Source organism: Vibrio hangzhouensis, assembly GCF_900107935.1.
Classification (GTDB): domain Bacteria; phylum Pseudomonadota; class Gammaproteobacteria; order Enterobacterales; family Vibrionaceae; genus Vibrio; species Vibrio hangzhouensis.
Window position 1 is genome coordinate 175711 of the sequence record NZ_FNVG01000002.1, and the last position, 16335, is coordinate 192045.

Below are 16335 nucleotides of genomic sequence, written 5' to 3' on the forward strand. Positions count from 1 at the left end.
CTCAGAAACTAAAGGACAACTGACTAATGAATATCCTTCTTGCGCACTTTCGCGTCGGCGAGACTGACGGTGTATCACTTGAAATGGACAAATGGAAATGGGCACTGGAAAGCTTGGGGCATAAGGTGTTCTACCTGGCAGGTAGTGCAGGTAGCACCTGCGCCGATTTGGTCCCTGAGCTCCACTACCTCGAGCCATTCAATGACCATATCATACACAATGCCTATGTCAGTCGTGATGACTACGCATCAGAAGCGGTTTTGTTAGAAGCCATCGAAGCGCGTGCCAATGAGATTGCCCAGGCTATAATTGAGGTTATTGGCAAACGTAACATCGATATTATTGTACCTAACAACATGTGGTCATTAGGTTATCATTTACCCGCAGCTATCGGTTTGATGAAAGCCGTCGAAGCGACTCAGACAAGAGTGATTTGCCACCATCATGACTTCCATTGGGAGCGAGTAAAGTACTCAACACCAACCTCTCAGGGTATTCAACATCTTCTCGACACGGTTTTCCCTCCCAAGCACCCTTTGGTGGAGCATTGTGTCATCAATCGCATCGCTCAATCCGAACTTAAAGCGCGTCGTGATATTGACTCAACTGTCGTGCCAAATGTGTTCGACTTTGATGGCAGTGACTGGAAAATCGACGAATATAATCAGGATCTTCGTGAGCGATTTTCGATTAAACCCAACGACATTATCTTTCTGCAGGCAACACGCATTGTCGCCCGAAAAGGCATTGAGCTGGGAATCGACTTGATCGATGCAATTAGCAAACAGCGTGAAGAACTAATTGGAAAAACGCTCTACAACGGAGAAACATTTACCACTGACAGTCGCTTAATCCTTATGTTTGCAGGAATGTGTGAAGAAGACAGCTACCTCGATTCATTGAAAGAAAAAGCCAAAAACTGCAACGTGGAACTGCTGTTTATTAATGATTGGGTCGGTCACTCTCGTGGTGAGAAAGAAAGGAAAAAAGTCTATTCTTTGTGGGACGTATACTCACATGCAGACATCATCACCTATCCTAGCCTGCTCGAAGGATGGGGAAATCAGTTCCTTGAAGGACTTGTCGCGAAAGTCCCAATGGCGGTTTATCGCTACCCGGTGTTCGATCTTGATATTGCCGATTATGGTTTTGATATCATCGATCTGGGCAACAAACACAAAGTCAACCAACAGGGTTTGGCGACCATTGAACCGTACACACTCGAGAGCGCTGTCGACACAACAGTCCGTTTCTTGTTTGATGCTGAATCAAGACGCTCTCACATGGATCACAACTATCTTATTGCCGAAAAGCACCTGTCATACAGCGCATTAAAAGCGATCCTTTCCGACATTTTTAAGAATAAGGCCTAGTCATGAAAGCACTCAGTTGTTTTAAAGCTTATGACATTCGCGGCAAATTGGGAGACGAACTCAACGAGGACATCGCGTATCGCATTGGCAGAGCATATGTGCAATTTCTGAAACCTAAAACCGTGGTTGTCGGTGGCGATGTCCGTGAAACATCGGAAAGCCTAAAACTCGCGTTGGCGCGTGGCATTATGGATGCAGGTTCCGATGTTATCGATATCGGTATGACAGGTACAGAAGAGATCTACTTCGCGACCCAGTCACTGGACGTAGATGGCGGTATCGAAGTCACCGCAAGTCACAATCCTATTAACTACAATGGGATGAAACTGGTTCGAGATAATGGTAAGCCAATCAGTGGTGATACTGGTTTGAACGACATCAAAAAACTAGCTGAACAAAATGACTTTGAATCCATAGCTCAAGTGGGACAATACAAAAAGCTATCCAATCTTGATGAATACACTGAGCATTTGCTTAGCTATATTACTCCGAGCAACATCAAGCCACTTAAGCTGGTAGTGAATTCAGGCAATGGCGCTGCAGGTCATGTTATTGACGATCTAGAAGCTAAATTCGCCAAGCTGGGCATTGCCATCGAATTTATCAAAGTTCATCACCAACCTGATTCTAGCTTCCCAAATGGCATTCCCAATCCACTGCTGCCCGAAAATCGCGCAGCCACTTCTGAAGCGGTTGTAAAGCACGGCGCTGATATGGGTATTGCATGGGATGGTGACTTTGATCGCTGCTTCCTGTTTGACGAACAGGGTGAGTTCATCGAGGGCTACTATATTGTGGGTCTATTGGCAGAAGCGTTCTTACAGAAGAATCCAAATGCTCGAATCATTCACGATCCTCGCTTAACTTGGAATACCATTGACATCGTCGCTGAGAATCAAGGTACTCCGATCATGTCTAAAACAGGTCATGCTTTCATCAAAGAGCGTATGCGATTGGAAGATGCGGTGTATGGCGGCGAGATGAGTGCCCATCACTACTTCAAAGATTTTGCTTATTGTGACAGTGGCATGATCCCCTGGCTCTTGGTGAGTGAACTACTGTCAGTAAAACAACAACCTCTTTCCAGACTGGTGGCAGATCGTATTGCCGCATTCCCGTCTTCTGGAGAAATCAATTCTAAACTAGAAGATCCTAAGGCCGCCATAGAGCGAGTTCGTGCAACATTTGAAAAAGATGCGATTGCCATTGATCACACTGATGGACTGAGTATGGAGTTTAAGGAGTGGCGCTTTAATTTGCGGTCCTCCAATACAGAACCTGTTGTCAGGTTGAACGTTGAGTCTCGTCAAGACAGCGCGCTGATGTCTGAAAAAACTCAACAACTGTTAGATCTTCTCAAATAGCATTCGAGGCAGGGAGTCATACTCTCTGCCCTTGTCTCCATCCGTCAATTCAGCTAACCCGATAATTTAATGCATTGCATTAGGGTTTTATTCTTTCGCGGACAATAAACTAGAAATGAACAAAAGTGAGCTCATCAACAATATAATTTAATTTAAATAACCATATTGTTTTAACAGAGGGGATTTTGACTTACTATGAAGGGGACCTGTTATGTTGCGAGAAGCCCAGCACTATGTCCACGACAAAAGCCAAATATTCCGATATCTATCAATCTATTAAAGAAAGAATTCTTTCAGGTGAATACAATACTCACCTAAAACTCCCCGGAGGCAGTGAGTTGGCCACAGAGTTCGGCTGTAGTGAGCTGACCATCAAAAAAGCATTGGATATTTTGGTTGCAGATGGTCTGGTCGTCAGAAAACGGGGTTCAGGCTCTTATGTCAAAAGGCCCTTAGGTAAAAGCGGATACAAACACCTCTACGGAACCAAAGCGAATGTCCTGAAAAACGGACAGTCACTGGAAACCAAAGTGTTAGAGTTTGCAGTCGTTCCTGCCGACAAATTTCTGGCTGAACGGCTCAACTGCGAGCTAGAAGACATGCTGTACAAAACCACGCGTGTAAGAATCATCGATGGCATTCCTGGGGCACTGGAAGAAACCTACATGCCTATCAACATCATTCAGGGCTTGAAGCGCGAACACGCGCAGGATTCCATATACAGCTACATTACAGACAAACTTGGTCTAAAGATCCACAGTTCAACCATGGAGATCACGGTAGTGAAAGCCAGTGAGTTGCATGCCAATGAGTTGGCGATAGTGGTCGGTGAGCCTCTGGTTAACGTTGAACAAATCGTCTATCTGGATAACGGAGAAATCTTCGAGTATTCCAATGTGAAGCATCGCTGGGAAGGCTATAAATTTGCAACCAACTTTGTGAAGTTGTAGGACTTCTCTATTCGTTTTCTGACAGAAAATAAACCGCTTTAGGAACTCTCATTCCATATTGCATCTGCTAACATGTATATACTCAGGTGACCTCGAGAAGCAGGCCTCAAAACGAGTCTATCTGGGTAGCGCAATCCTATCAATTATTGGTGACGAATATGGCTGGTTTGAGTCTGCTTACACTTCTCGACGATATTACAGCAGTGCTGGACGACGTGGCTCTACTTTCTAAAGTTGCGGCTAAGAAAACCGCCGGCGTACTCGGTGATGATCTGGCTCTCAATGCACACCAGGTATCTGGCGTCGCCGCAGATCGGGAGCTTCCCGTTGTCTGGGCTGTCGCTAAGGGGTCTTTTCGCAATAAATGTATCCTGGTGCCTGCAGCACTGATTATCAGCTTTATCGCACCCTGGCTCATCAACCCTCTTTTGCTTCTCGGTGGCCTGTTTCTCTGCTTCGAAGGTGCTGAGAAAATTCTGGAAAAGTTGCTCCACAGCAAAGAACACGAACAACAAATACAGCCCGAACTCCATGGTGAGTCATTGGAAGAGTACGAAGATAAAAAAATCGCCGGTGCCATCCGAACCGATTTTATCCTCTCTGCCGAAATTATCGTCATTGCTTTAGGGACGGTACAGGGGCAGTCTACCGGCATCCAAGTTATGGTTGTCAGTCTGATCGCCGTTTTAATGACCATCGGTGTCTACGGTCTGGTCGCTGGGATTGTTAAACTTGATGATCTCGGTTTCTATCTCGACAGAAAAGCTCAGGGCAAAGGTATTCTGGCCTCTTTTGGCCGCGGGTTGATTGCCTTCGCCCCTAAACTGATGCGTGGCTTGACGATCATTGGCACTGCGGCGATGTTTCTGGTAGGTGGCGGAATAGTAGTTCATAACGTTCCCGCTATACATCACTTAATTGAACCCATTATCATGGACATACCTAACGTCTCTTTTGCACAAGCTATCGTACCGGCGTTACTGAATGGCCTGATTGGTCTCATCGCAGGACTCATCGTGGTCGCCGCATTTGGGCTGATAGGGAAGCTCAAAGCAATCGTCCAATAAAAGACGCTTGTTTAATACGCATAGTAGTTAAGTCCGAATATCGCGCTCGCACTTCCTACGGCTTGCCTATAATCAATCAACGCTCCAACAGAACCCAATGTACACAGAGCGACACCAAGTTTAATCAGCACCTGCCCATCGACACCTACACTGTTTAAGACTCGTTGATGTGATCTCATTACCCTTCTGAAACCTAATAAAGAACGTCAAATTAAAGTCCCGTTTTTCAACGAATTACAACAAATTGCATAAATAAAACTAATGCCGAAATCCCATCGTACTCAGCCCACCACTTCGATAACGTTTTTTTATCGTGAAGATCATTTTTTTTCGTTTTACTAAGCCATATCAAAGCCTCATAGTCGCGCCGAAAAGTCAATCAATCCCCCTTACTCAATTACCCTTTCCAACACCGAATTTGGAGGCACCGCTAGTGGAAAAAACACCTGAGTTCGCAGTAAAAACTGGCTTTAAGGTCCCGGTTATTGCGCTATCTCTTTATGCCGTTGCATCAGGCTATCTTATGAGTCTGATCCCGCTAATGCTTAGCGAATACGGAATAGATGCAAGCAACGCAAGTTGGCTTGCCAGTGTGTTTTATGCCGGACTGCTAGTGGGCGCCGTTGTCATTGAGCCTGCGGTAAAGCATGTGGGTCATCGTATCGCCTTTATCGCCTGTCTTGCGCTATTTATTGCCACCATCGTCGCGCTACCTCTTGTCCCGGAGGCATGGGTCTGGCTCGTCGCTCGATTCGTAGCAGGGATCGCGGTCGCTGGCGTCTTCGTCATCGTAGAGTCCTGGCTTTTGGTCGGTGATGAGTCCAGTCGCGCCAAGCGTCTTGGGCTTTATATGGGCTCTCTGTATGGCGGCTCTGCGCTAGGTCAGCTTGGTATTGGTTTTGTCGGTATTCAGGGTAGCCTGCCGTTTGTGGTGATCTTATCCATGCTGAGTGCCGCTGTTTTGGTGTTGATATTTGTGCCAACGCAGCAGCCACAGAGTGCTCACTCTGAGACCCTGTCATTGAAGCAAATTGCCAAACTCAATCACGCCGCCATCATCGGCTGTATTGTGTCAGGCCTGACTCTTGGTTCAATCTATGGTCTGATGCCTGTAGAGCTCACTCACCGTGACGTTTCACAAAGCAGCCTGAGCGCACTCATGGCGCTGGTCATTCTTGGTGGTATGGCAGTGCAAACTGTTGTGCCGCCACTGTTGAAAGTGGCAGGACGTACGCCACTCATGGGAATGTTTTGCCTACTAGGTGTATTTGGCGTCGGTTTGGTGGTCCTCAGTGACGAGCTTAGCGTGCTGGCAATCAGCTTATTTCTGATTGGTATGGCCACCTTTGCTCTTTACCCAATAGCCATTAATTTGGGTTGTGACAAACTGGACGAAAGCTTCATTGTTTCAGCAACTCAGGTCATGCTGTTCTGTTATAGCATTGGCTCTGTTGCCGGACCTGTAATCGCAGATTGGTTTATGCAGGGCACTCAGGGCCTGATGGCCTATTTACTTGCTACCATGATGGCGACAGCGATCTACATGTTCATTGCAAGTATCCGAACCAAGAAGCATCTTGTTGCCGGGGAATGACAACTTCACAACGCTATAAAACCAAAGCATCGATTTAGTCGCTGCTTTGGTTTAGCGTCATTTCAATTATATACTGACTATAGTTATACCCAGAAACCTCACATCACAATTGGGGAACCGTTATGACTGAAGTCACTCGTTCACTCTCTGAGCAGGATCAGAAAACCAAAAGCAATGCTCTGATTTGCTACGCATGCTTGATCTTGGGAAGTTTCACAGGAGTTTTCTACATTGCCGGGGGCTTGCTGGCTATGCTGAAACGCGGTGCTGCGGAAGGCAGTATTTTTGCTGACCATATAGAAAATGCCGTCACTATATTCTGGGCCTCCATTATCCTGACTGTGATTGGTATATTTTCGCTGCCTCTGTTCGGCATTGGATATCTGATTATCGTCGCGACATCCGTATGGGTTCTGTTTCGGTGCGTTAAAGGCTGGCTTCGTTTGATGGATAACCGTAGCTTCAATTAGCCATGAAGAGAGGCTGAAAACAGCCTCTCTGTCAGATTACCGCTCGACATCTATTATGTGGTCGATACGTAATTCTTCAATAAAACCAAGATCATGACTGACGATCATCATCGTACCCAAATAACCGTTGATCGCGTCGACCAGCTGACTTTTCGCCTCGAGATCAAGGTGATTATCCGGCTCATCAAGTAGTAAGATGCCGACAGTACTCTGATGAGATGCAATTAACATAGCGACTTTCATTTTTTCTCCGCCGCTCAGCGTACTAATTCGCTTGTGGACGGTATCGGTTCGAAAGCCTATGCCCGCCAGTAGGGTGCGAGCTCTTGGCATCAGCATACCTTCACAATCGTTGCACACTGCCTCTAACAAAGTGTGTGCTGGATTAAGCGCAGAAAAGTGCTGGTCTAAATAATAGCCTCGACCATTCACTTTTAATCGCTCAGAGTCAACACTCGCTTGCTCACCGGCAGAACAGATCTGTTTCAGCAACGTCGACTTACCGGTACCGTTGCGGCCTTTAATCCAAACATGCTGGCCCGTGTTCACGTGGGCACTTAAGAACTCACAGCCTAACCGATCATTTCGATAGTCACGGAGCTGAACGCGCGCCTTACCGTCGTTCTGGGCGTCACTGGTATACCAACGCTGAGGTTTATTCTGTTCAATCTGTTCCCTTACCTGAGTAATTTTCTGATTGAGTTGCGTCAGCTGTCGTTCATTTTGAGCACTGATCGCCGCGTTCGCCACCTGAGCCGCTTGTTTTTTTCCATCCATAATGATTTTGGGTTGGCTGCCGCTGCGCCGCGCTGCCTGTCCTCTGGTCGCCAGTTTTTGTGCAGTAACCTGCCTCTGCCTTGCTTTCTCAGTCTTAACGGAACGCTCGCGCAGTAAAGACTTCTCCTGTTGGCTCAGTGACTGCAAGCGCTCGTTTTTGGCGCAAATATAGGCTTGATAGTTGCCACCGTAACGGCTGAGTCCTAATGAGGAAAGTTCATAGATGCTATCCACCTGATTGAGCAGAGCAATATTATGACTGACCAACAGAACGGGTTTATTGAGCGCACGAATGCGATCGATTAACCACTGAACATGTTCACTATCGAGATGATTGGTGGGCTCATCAAGGATCCAGGCGTCATGCTCCTGATTGAGCAATGCGTATAAACGTAATATGGCACGTTGACCACCACTGAGTTCTGATAGTGTCCGCTGAACGCTGCCGGGAAGCCTGAGTACCTGCATCAGTTGCTGTGTTTTGCTTTCTAACTCCCAGTCGCTATCTGAAATATGATCAAACCAAAATGCATCCGTACTTCCCTCGGCGATGTGTTGCAGAGCCCGGAGTTTATCTTCAATTCCCAATACAGTGGCTATTGATAAACTCAGGTCATGAATTGACTCTGTTTGGCTATAGAATCCTACCGAGCGTATACCCGGCCCCCAATCAACCGATCCAGCATCCGGGCTGTCACGTTTAGCAAGTTGCCGGGCAAGGTGAGTCTTACCACAGCCGTTTCGACCCACCAGAGCACAAAGACCAGAAGGTACCGAAAACGTCACACGTTGAAAAAGGCTATCGCCATCTGGAAACTGTTTTGATAATGAATTCGCAAAAAATGCAGTCATACATCCTCCTTGGCAGAGCATGTGACGTCTGGCAGCAGAATGCCTTTGATTTCAATGAAGAATAAAAATAGAACGAGCCAACGCCCACTAACTCTGCGATTTCAAAAGTTACTTGTATAAAAACGATCGAAATTGAGTTAGTTATTCATTTAGGCGTTTACTCCTTGGAAAGTGATAGTCAGGTTATAAACCAATCCGTAGGTCAGCACCAGTGGTTTCATCGACCATCGGAACGAAGAGGTGTCATTATTTGAGCCAATGCACAAAAGTGCCGTCAAATTTCAAACTCAGCTAATCTGGACTCTACGTACAAATTCGCCTTTTGTGTGCGCTTGTCATAGAGACAGACATAGACCATAGATTCGGCTGTTTCTCGTGCTTTGCCAATTAGCACCGCGATACCATGATCTTCATTGCCAAACGGATCGACATTTAACTGAATCTCCGACAATGTTTCCCTGGCCTTATCCGTGCACGCTATCGCTACATTCTGACGAAACGCCTCCCAGGCATCCGGTGAAGAGGCCTGGATAAATGGAGAGAGCACTATACTTAGTATCGTTATTAGAGTTCTAGATCTCATCATGTCAGTATCTTGATAGGTTGGAATGATTCTGAAGCGGGAAACGTTTTGTTCAATGAGTCATTATCCGCGCCGAGATGGTCTCGCAATATACCTTTGGTAATCGCTCTTATGTCTTTGGTCGGTTTTAAGTCCCGACCTTCATAGAGTTGGTTCTGCGCCAGACCAGGCCAGTCCGCTATCACTTGTGAACGCTTTAGCGCACCACCAGCAACAATCATCACGTTACCCGTTCCATGATCGGTACCTTTTGTGCCGTTTTCGGCTGCGGTGCGTCCAAATTCACTTGCGGCAATAACAACTGTCGAAGACCACTTATCGCCCAAAGCCTCTTTCAATGCCGCCAGACCTTTATCGAATTTAGTAAGCTGCGAGGCAAGTCGTCCTTTCACGGTCCCCTGAGCACTGTGGGTATCCCATCCACCCAGTTCTACAATGGCGATATTCGGACCTTGAGGTGCAGTCATGAAGGTGCCCGCCTGCTTCATCAGGTTAACAAACTGCTTATTCTGGCTACTCCCCAACACCATCGACTCAAGCTTCATTGCTTCTTCAAAGTTTGCTGACAAGCGTTCATCGGTCTGAAACAATTCAGACAATAACTGCGCCTGTTCTTCTTCCGCCTTTAGCTTATGGGGAAACCAACTGCTCACTTTCACCTCCCCCTGAACGATCAGTGGTAACCCAGAATCAATCGCGATGGCCTGATTGTTGTGCTGACTGGCAAGGAAGCGATTGAGCCACCCCTCAGTCGTAAAGGGGTCGTCAGTGCCGTTTTCCAGGATTTTCTGACCATCGAAATGCGACCGGCTTCGATACCCTGTCGCACAGGCATGAACGAAGATCACTTGATCGTTTTGGTACCAGGAATGTAAGTTCTCCAACGCAGGGTGCAATCCGAAGCCGTTGCCCAGCACCTTTAACTGCTGTTTGGTCAGCCCAATGTTAGGCCTTAGTTTGAGATAATCGTCATCAAAACTGGGAACCACAACATTTAGCCCGTCCATCGCCCCTCTTAATGTGACCCAAACCAGAATATTTGGACTCTGGGTGCTGGCAAATGAAAGTCCAGGGAGCAGAGTGACCAATGAAGCCGCACTCACACCTTTTAGAAACTGTCGTCGTGTCTTCATGATCGGTTACCTGTACTGAAATTGAGGGCTCATCCAAAGGACAACAAATTTAGAAGCCGGATCCTGCGCCTTGGTCATCGCGGTTAGGATATGTTCATCCACCTCATCACCGTACAGTCGCTGGATAATCTGTGAAATCTTATCATCGACGCTACGTTTGCTTCTCTTCAACTGATTTACCGTTAACGCTGCAATTTGATTCGCTACCTGCCAACGCTGAGTTAACGCAGAAGCACTGTTGAAATCGGCATCGTTATCTGACCAACCGGCTGGTGATCCGGCCATGAATGGCTCCTGGCCAAGCTGGCGGAGCATAGAGTGCATCTGTTTCTGATTCGGTTCAAAATCAGCGCTTCTCAGCACGGCAAAAAACCATTCCTGGGGGGTACGGTAGCGTAATGGCTCACCAACACTCGCAAGTGGACTGTTGAGCAGCGTAATGTACACCGGGATCAACATCCCCTGATTATCAAGCCAGACCTGAGCCATTTCTTCGACCAGTGACGAATGGCCATCACCATAAAAGTGCTGAACTAACTTGGAACAAATATGTCTGGCTGTTTTCTCATGGGCGGCAAGATCACGCAAGCAGGCTATCCCCTGCTCTTCTCCCTCCTGATCATAAATGGTTCCCAGTACCTTTATCGCTCCTGGCTCATGCATCGCCGGAATAAAACGGTAACCCGGACTACTGGCTTTCAAACTCACCGACCATCCAGTGATCCCTTCAGCCAGTTCAATAACATCATTTTGGCTATAGCCGCCATCTACCCCGAGAGTGTGAAGCTCGAGGATCTCGCGAGCCAGATTTTCATTTAGCCCTTTATTGCGCTTTTGTCCCGCCTTGGAGTTGGGACCGATGGACTGATGGTTATCCAGATACATCAACATCGCCGGGTGTTGGCAGACGGCCAGTAACATCGAAGGAAAGTCGACACTCCAGAGCTCACGTATCACCTCATTTTCCACCCCTGATGCGATTGGGCGAACCCGGCGAGTGTCTGCAGATACAGTAAAATGATTGCTCCAGAACTGAATGATCCGCTCTTGAAAACTCAAGGGCGTATGAAGAGTCTGAAGGTTTCTTGCATGAACAAGGTTACGGTAGCTCTCCTGAAAGAACGCATTGCCGGACTTGGTAAACTGCTTTTTCTGTTCCTGTGTCTTAGCCGCTTTACGCTGGCGGCTTAACTCGCCAAGGCGAGCAAGGATTTCGATTGTGGTGGGGAGTTCTGTTATGGCGTTGTGAACATACGGCTGCGATTTAAGCTGCTCTTTTGGGATCAACTCTGGCTTTGCATCGCCAACCCGCGGTCCCAAACCGAAGCGCTGCGCAGTAATGTAGTGAGCAGTATCCGTATTTTCCATGACAACCTCGCATAGCCCGTAATAGATAAAGCATTACACACTAAGCAAAAATTGCACAACTGCTCTGACGATAAAATGACAAACGGCGCTCTCACAGAGCGCCGTTTAATTACTGCATATGCCAACCCGCTATTACGAGCGTTTAGGCTGCTTATACGTTTTACCTGCCGTCTTGTAGGTTTCACTCTGCTTAATGTCGAACATTGCATCAAAGAACCAGGCAACGAACTTAATCACGTCGTCACCTTCATTCATGATGTACTCGACATACTCTTGCTCATCACCATTGTCGTCTACGTCAGTAAACACGTGATAAATACGCTGTTCACCATCCACATCTGCCAACGCAAACTGACCGCTCAGACTGTTAGCTGCCTCGACGATCTCTGGATTCTCAACACTTTTGAGTTTATTCAGAGCGTCTGGAAGCGTTTTAAACTCACACAGTTGCATGACGAGCAATTGGAATTCTAGTTGTTGCATTCATTACACCATTTTATGTCTGGAAGCCTACAAGCTCGCCAGTTTTGTCTCTTGTCTTTCAAGCATGGCATCTAACTCGTCACGACGAGCGATAAACTGCTTGAGTTCGTTCTTGGGCACAGAGTCTGCCATAGGAATGTTCGCTCGCATAGCATTAACTGGTCGACCACGAGAAATCAATTCGTAATGCAGATGAGGTCCTGTTACCCGCCCTGTAGCCCCAGAAAGACCAATACGCGTTCCACGCGTCACTTTTTGGCCTTTTCGAACCAAAATTTTGCTCAGATGCAAATAGCGTGTTTTGTAGGGACCACCATGGTCAATTACGACGTATTTGCCCGCGTAAGGATGGTTACGGACCATAGAAACGACACCATCGCCCGTGGTGTAAACATTCGTCCCGGTGCGAACCCCAAAATCAGTGCCATTATGCGGCGCAACCCGCCCCGTAACCGGGTGTTTTCGGTTTGGATTAAAGCTAGAAGTAACACGGTGGTTTTTCACCGGGTAGCGCATAAACGCTCGTTGAAGACTATCACCCTTCGCATCATAATATTGCCCATTGCTGTGCAGATACGCTGAGTACATCGCGCCGCGGTTAAAGATCTTTATCGCCTGAATCTCAGAATTTCCCGTAGGTGTTCCTTCTACGAACTGACTTTTCTTGACCACTTCAAAACGGTCACCTGCTCGAAGGTCACGGGTGAAACTGATCTTATCTTTAAGGAGTGTCACAACCTGGTCGATCTCTCTTGGATTAAGACCCAGTTTGTTTGCCGATGCTGAAAAGCTGCCATTAATCTCCCCGACCATGGCGACCGACTCCCACACTCCAGGGATGGAAATGTCTTTAAACTCAAAACTGCCATCTTCAAGGCGCTGATAAAGGGCCTTTTCAGCAATGCTTCGGGCAATTTCGAGTTTTGCCAGTGCCCCTGTCGCTTCATCTTGCCAAAGACGTATGTTGTCGCCTGGGCGAATGGTATCAAGAACGAGGTAATCCAGATCAGTTTCCATCACCGACATCATGTCTCTATACGGGAAACCAAGCTGATCAAAAATTTGGCTCAGACTGTCACCAGATTGCACTGTATAGGCATATTTGGGTGGCAACTCTGCTTGCGGTAATTCCTTTTCTACCCCTTCAGGGCTGATAACTTTTGCAATCGGCGAGTCATTTAAGTCCAGCTCGACCGTACCGTTGAGATTGGATCCTGGTAAGCTATGTAGAAATATAAACGCAGCCACAAAAGGCACGCTAAAAGCGAGACCGCGTTTTAATTTTTTCGACGGAGTCCTTGCTGCGCTTAGGCCGCCTGTAGGTTGATTCGATTGCACAATGGTTCCGATGCATTTCGTTAGTGATAAGCCTTAAGAGTAATCGTTTCTATCGCTAATTGCACCAGAATGTCGTGAAAAGAAAGGTAAAAGATGTGATAAGAGTGTAAAAAAGCGAAGCTTGTCGCTTCGCTTTTCGGGCTAACAGGATTATTGATAACTAAGCTTCACAAACTTCGTTCGTTTTCACGATGCAGTTGTCAGCACCAAAGTCATTTGGCACGTACTGATCCGCCTCAGCATCGTTAACCCAAACAGTGTCATTCACCAGATAGCGGAACTGAAATTCCGCATTCTTCGGAAGACGCGTTTTGTATTTGAACGATTTGGTCTTCGCTACCTTTTTCATTGGCACAGGTTCCCAGTTGTGAAACTCCGCCATAAGTACCGCACTCTGGACATCTTTGCCATCAAGCTCAAAGGTCACTTCTACTTCATCTTTAGTTTTAAAAAAACGCTTATTGATCATCGCAAGCTCCGTTTGTCTAAAAAAATAACAACATCAAAACCCCATATTATGTAATCAAGCTCACATTCTCAACACCATATGTAATAAAGATATATATCGGTTACTTATAGAAACAAAATCCAATTAACATCCTGTCAGTTGACTGTTTTCCAGTATACAAGACAACGTACCTTCCAAATTGGGAGGCTCTGCCATCGACTGCTCCGGGCCATGGCTCTTATACAGAAACTCAACCTGAGAACCATTTAACGTCAGGGACTGAATATCAACCCTGTCTCCCGCCAATTTGGCGTCTGCGAGGATAACCCTTTGTCTCGTTTCATCCCATTGGAAAACACCGAGATAATAGAAGACCCCAGATCCCTGGTTACTGACAGCAAACGGCACCAGCGCTGCTTTCAGAACATTGTTCTCGTACACCAACTGCTTGTATCTGTAGAGAAGATAAACACTACCGCGCGCCATACCATCATCATAGCTACCAGCAGCGACCTGTTTTTCGGCATCGATATCAGTCAGCAATGAAAAGGCGCTGGTTTCCGGTACCTGTATCGTCCAAGGATTGGCGACTTTCAATCCCAATATGGTTTCCACGACATCATCATGTACTACCGCTTGCTGAGAAGGGAATTTTGCCATGATCTCCTCATCCGTTAACGAGAAGCGATAAACACCAGCTCCTATAACGATGACTAGAAGGCAAAGAGGGATAAAAAGAATCAATGGAACGGGGAGCTTCTTACTGGGCATTATTATTATTCTCAATAATTTAACTTCATGGTTAAGTTTAGCGTTTTCTCAGACAAGCTCAAAGCGTGTTTAGCCACTATACTCAATGAAATTGCTTTATTTTCTATTAATACATTCTTTTGCATATTATTAACCTGGCTAGTCAGTTATCGTGAATATTTAGTCTTTATTGATGAATAGTATTGCCATCACCCATAAAAAGCAGTAATCTTGCGCACAATGAGCAAATATGGATGTTTAGTGAATAAATAGGCAACGGAATTGTCCATTACTAACTACTTGTCACACGAGAAAAAAATGCAAAATAGTGCTCAATCAGTGCCTGAAACTGGTAAGAAAGGCAACTTCTGGATGTTCTTCATCCCGTCACTTATCGGTCTGTTCCTGTTTATGGCGCCAATCAGCTACGATGGCGGTTTAACCATACCTGTCGCCGTATTGGCGAAGTCATTGCAAGCTGCTGTTGGTGATTTCATAGTCCCTCTGGTTACCGCTATTATTGCGTTGATGGCAGTGGCGTCCATTCTGAGCCGAGTGTTCAAGCCTGCATTTATCAGCAATAACGAATTTTTAAACGGCCTTTTCAACCCTAGTCCAATGTGGCTTGCTGTGCGTGTGATTGGTGGTCTTGCTGTAGTAATGACTTACTTTCAGGTGGGCCCTGAGGCTATCTGGGAAGAAAACACCGGTGGGTTGGTTCTGGAAGGCCTGCTTCCGACACTGTTCGCCGTATTCATTTTTGCCGGTCTACTGCTTCCTCTACTTCTCAATTTTGGCTTGCTAGAACTGTTTGGCGCTCTACTGAGCAAAATCATGCGCCCTGTGTTTAACCTGCCAGGTCGTGGTGCCATTGACTGTATGGCTTCTTGGCTTGGTGACGGCAGTGTCGGTATCTTGCTGACCAGCAAACAGTATGAAAGTAAATTCTATACTATGCGTGAAGCGGCGGTAATTGGTACCACCTTCTCTGCGGTTTCTATTACTTTCAGCCTGGTGGTTATTGCTCAGGTCGAACTGGAACACCTGTTCCTTCCATTCTATGGTGCGATTTGCCTCGCTGGTGTGGTGGCTGCGATTATTATTCCGCGCTTACCGCCGCTGCGTAACAAGAAAGATGTGTTTATCGACGGAACCAAACCAGAAAAGGACGCCGAAGTCATTCCAACAGGCCACTCTACCTTCTCTTGGGGTATGGATCTGGCACTTAAACGTGCTGGCAAAGTAACTTCCGTGAAGTCTGTATTTGGTGAAGGCATCAAAAACGCTGTTGATATGGTATTTGGTGTGCTCCCTGTTGTTATGGGTCTGGGTACTGTCGCTCTGGTTATCGCTGAATACACGTCAGTATTCGAGATTTTGGGCATGCCGTTTATCCCTTATCTTGAGCTACTTGGTGTGCCTGAAGCGGTTGCCGCGTCAAAAACTATGGTGGTTGGTTTTGCCGATATGTTTATCCCATCGATTCTGGCAGCCTCTATCAACAACGAAATGACGCGTTTTGTGATTGCAGCAATGTCTGTTACTCAGTTGATTTATATGTCTGAAGTAGGTGCCCTGCTATTAGGTAGCCGCATCCCTGTCAACATCGTTGAGCTATTCGCGATTTTCATTCTGCGTACTCTGATCACCCTACCAGTGATCGCCGGGGTTGCTCACCTGATATTCTAGTCATCGATCACGTTTGAAAGGCTCGCTTCGGCGAGCCTTTTTTTATATCAGACAACAATTGTGAACGAATATCTATTTTCCATAGCTATCAGAAAG

Annotated in this window: 16 protein-coding genes; 7 read left to right on the forward strand and 9 right to left on the reverse strand. The window is 46.6% G+C overall.

Annotation, left to right across the window (positions count from 1 at the left end; translation table 11 throughout):
* Positions 1–26: 26 nt before the first annotated feature.
* The 4 genes from C4S60_RS02635 (at position 27) to C4S60_RS02650 (ending at position 4754) form a co-directional block, all read left to right on the forward strand.
* Positions 27–1373, forward strand: a complete 1347-nt coding sequence (locus tag C4S60_RS02635) for a glycosyltransferase family 4 protein (RefSeq protein WP_103878771.1) — start codon at positions 27–29, stop codon at positions 1371–1373.
* A gap of 2 nt (positions 1374–1375) precedes the next feature.
* Positions 1376–2737 carry a phosphohexomutase domain-containing protein gene (locus C4S60_RS02640; protein WP_103878772.1) on the forward strand — a complete coding sequence of 454 codons (1362 nt, stop codon included), beginning with the start codon at positions 1376–1378 and terminating at the stop codon, positions 2735–2737.
* A 233-nt stretch (positions 2738–2970) separates the two neighbouring features.
* Positions 2971–3687: a GntR family transcriptional regulator gene (locus tag C4S60_RS02645; protein WP_103878773.1), complete on the forward strand. Its 717-nt coding sequence runs from the start codon at positions 2971–2973 to the stop codon at positions 3685–3687.
* A 158-nt stretch (positions 3688–3845) separates the two neighbouring features.
* Positions 3846–4754 carry a DUF808 domain-containing protein gene (locus C4S60_RS02650; RefSeq protein ID WP_103878774.1) on the forward strand — a complete coding sequence of 303 codons (909 nt, stop codon included), beginning with the start codon at positions 3846–3848 and terminating at the stop codon, positions 4752–4754.
* An 11-nt stretch (positions 4755–4765) separates the two neighbouring features.
* On the opposite strand, the gene C4S60_RS23485 is transcribed toward C4S60_RS02650, so the two are convergent.
* Entirely contained in the window at positions 4766–4933 is a 168-nt protein-coding gene (locus tag C4S60_RS23485; RefSeq protein ID WP_160111322.1) for a hypothetical protein, read from the reverse strand.
* Between the two features lie 254 nt (positions 4934–5187).
* On the opposite strand from C4S60_RS23485, the gene C4S60_RS02655 reads away from it, so the two are divergent.
* Both C4S60_RS02655 and C4S60_RS02660 read left to right on the forward strand, forming a co-directional pair.
* On the forward strand, positions 5188–6348 hold the full coding sequence (locus tag C4S60_RS02655) for an MFS transporter (protein ID WP_103878775.1): 1161 nt from the start codon (positions 5188–5190) through the stop codon (positions 6346–6348).
* 122 nt (positions 6349–6470) lie between these two features.
* Positions 6471–6818, forward strand: coding sequence for a DUF4870 family protein (locus tag C4S60_RS02660; protein WP_103878776.1), 348 nt, complete (start codon positions 6471–6473; stop codon positions 6816–6818).
* Positions 6819–6854: 36 nt separating this feature from the next.
* On the opposite strand, the gene C4S60_RS02665 is transcribed toward C4S60_RS02660, so the two are convergent.
* From C4S60_RS02665 to C4S60_RS02700, 8 genes are all read right to left on the reverse strand, one after another.
* Positions 6855–8447, reverse strand: coding sequence for an ATP-binding cassette domain-containing protein (locus C4S60_RS02665; protein ID WP_160111323.1), 1593 nt, complete (start codon positions 8445–8447; stop codon positions 6855–6857).
* Between the two features lie 274 nt (positions 8448–8721).
* Positions 8722–9033: a hypothetical protein gene (locus tag C4S60_RS02670; protein ID WP_103878778.1), complete on the reverse strand. Its 312-nt coding sequence runs from the start codon at positions 9031–9033 to the stop codon at positions 8722–8724.
* Positions 9030–10163 carry a DUF1501 domain-containing protein gene (locus C4S60_RS02675; protein WP_103878779.1) on the reverse strand — a complete coding sequence of 378 codons (1134 nt, stop codon included), beginning with the start codon at positions 10161–10163 and terminating at the stop codon, positions 9030–9032. Before C4S60_RS02675 ends, C4S60_RS02670 begins: the two co-directional genes overlap by 4 nt.
* A 6-nt stretch (positions 10164–10169) precedes the next feature.
* Positions 10170–11531, reverse strand: coding sequence for a DUF1800 domain-containing protein (locus tag C4S60_RS02680; protein ID WP_103878780.1), 1362 nt, complete (start codon positions 11529–11531; stop codon positions 10170–10172).
* Between the two features lie 132 nt (positions 11532–11663).
* Complete coding sequence (locus C4S60_RS02685) at positions 11664–12014, reverse strand: hypothetical protein (protein ID WP_103878781.1); 351 nt, start codon at positions 12012–12014, stop codon at positions 11664–11666.
* 27 nt (positions 12015–12041) lie between these two features.
* A complete protein-coding gene (locus C4S60_RS02690) occupies positions 12042–13262 on the reverse strand; it encodes a peptidoglycan DD-metalloendopeptidase family protein (protein ID WP_341865959.1) in 1221 nt (406 codons plus the stop codon).
* 250 nt (positions 13263–13512) lie between these two features.
* Complete coding sequence (locus C4S60_RS02695) at positions 13513–13821, reverse strand: isoamylase early set domain-containing protein (RefSeq protein ID WP_103878783.1); 309 nt, start codon at positions 13819–13821, stop codon at positions 13513–13515.
* Between the two features lie 123 nt (positions 13822–13944).
* Positions 13945–14571 (reverse strand): hypothetical protein, encoded by a 627-nt coding sequence (locus C4S60_RS02700; protein WP_103878784.1) that lies wholly within the window; start codon positions 14569–14571, stop codon positions 13945–13947.
* Between the two features lie 297 nt (positions 14572–14868).
* On the opposite strand from C4S60_RS02700, the gene C4S60_RS02705 reads away from it, so the two are divergent.
* Positions 14869–16239, forward strand: a complete 1371-nt coding sequence (locus C4S60_RS02705; RefSeq protein ID WP_103878785.1) for a YjiH family protein — start codon at positions 14869–14871, stop codon at positions 16237–16239.
* Positions 16240–16335: the final 96 nt, after the last annotated feature.

What these genes read in the sequence shown, in the direction of transcription:
- C4S60_RS02670 (WP_103878778.1), bottom strand. Translation starts at nt 9,033, where the DNA reads ATGATGAGATCTAGAACTCTAATAACGATACTAAGTATAGTGCTCTCT.
- C4S60_RS02700 (WP_103878784.1), bottom strand. Translation starts at nt 14,571, where the DNA reads ATGCCCAGTAAGAAGCTCCCCGTTCCATTGATTCTTTTTATCCCTCTT.
- C4S60_RS02645 (WP_103878773.1), top strand. Translation starts at nt 2,971, where the DNA reads ATGTCCACGACAAAAGCCAAATATTCCGATATCTATCAATCTATTAAA.
- C4S60_RS02705 (WP_103878785.1), top strand. Translation starts at nt 14,869, where the DNA reads ATGCAAAATAGTGCTCAATCAGTGCCTGAAACTGGTAAGAAAGGCAAC.
- C4S60_RS02660 (WP_103878776.1), top strand. Translation starts at nt 6,471, where the DNA reads ATGACTGAAGTCACTCGTTCACTCTCTGAGCAGGATCAGAAAACCAAA.
- C4S60_RS02680 (WP_103878780.1), bottom strand. Translation starts at nt 11,531, where the DNA reads ATGGAAAATACGGATACTGCTCACTACATTACTGCGCAGCGCTTCGGT.
- C4S60_RS02685 (WP_103878781.1), bottom strand. Translation starts at nt 12,014, where the DNA reads ATGCAACAACTAGAATTCCAATTGCTCGTCATGCAACTGTGTGAGTTT.
- C4S60_RS02665 (WP_160111323.1), bottom strand. Translation starts at nt 8,447, where the DNA reads ATGACTGCATTTTTTGCGAATTCATTATCAAAACAGTTTCCAGATGGC.
- C4S60_RS02640 (WP_103878772.1), top strand. Translation starts at nt 1,376, where the DNA reads ATGAAAGCACTCAGTTGTTTTAAAGCTTATGACATTCGCGGCAAATTG.
- C4S60_RS23485 (WP_160111322.1), bottom strand. Translation starts at nt 4,933, where the DNA reads ATGAGATCACATCAACGAGTCTTAAACAGTGTAGGTGTCGATGGGCAG.
- C4S60_RS02635 (WP_103878771.1), top strand. Translation starts at nt 27, where the DNA reads ATGAATATCCTTCTTGCGCACTTTCGCGTCGGCGAGACTGACGGTGTA.
- C4S60_RS02650 (WP_103878774.1), top strand. Translation starts at nt 3,846, where the DNA reads ATGGCTGGTTTGAGTCTGCTTACACTTCTCGACGATATTACAGCAGTG.
- C4S60_RS02695 (WP_103878783.1), bottom strand. Translation starts at nt 13,821, where the DNA reads ATGATCAATAAGCGTTTTTTTAAAACTAAAGATGAAGTAGAAGTGACC.
- C4S60_RS02675 (WP_103878779.1), bottom strand. Translation starts at nt 10,163, where the DNA reads ATGAAGACACGACGACAGTTTCTAAAAGGTGTGAGTGCGGCTTCATTG.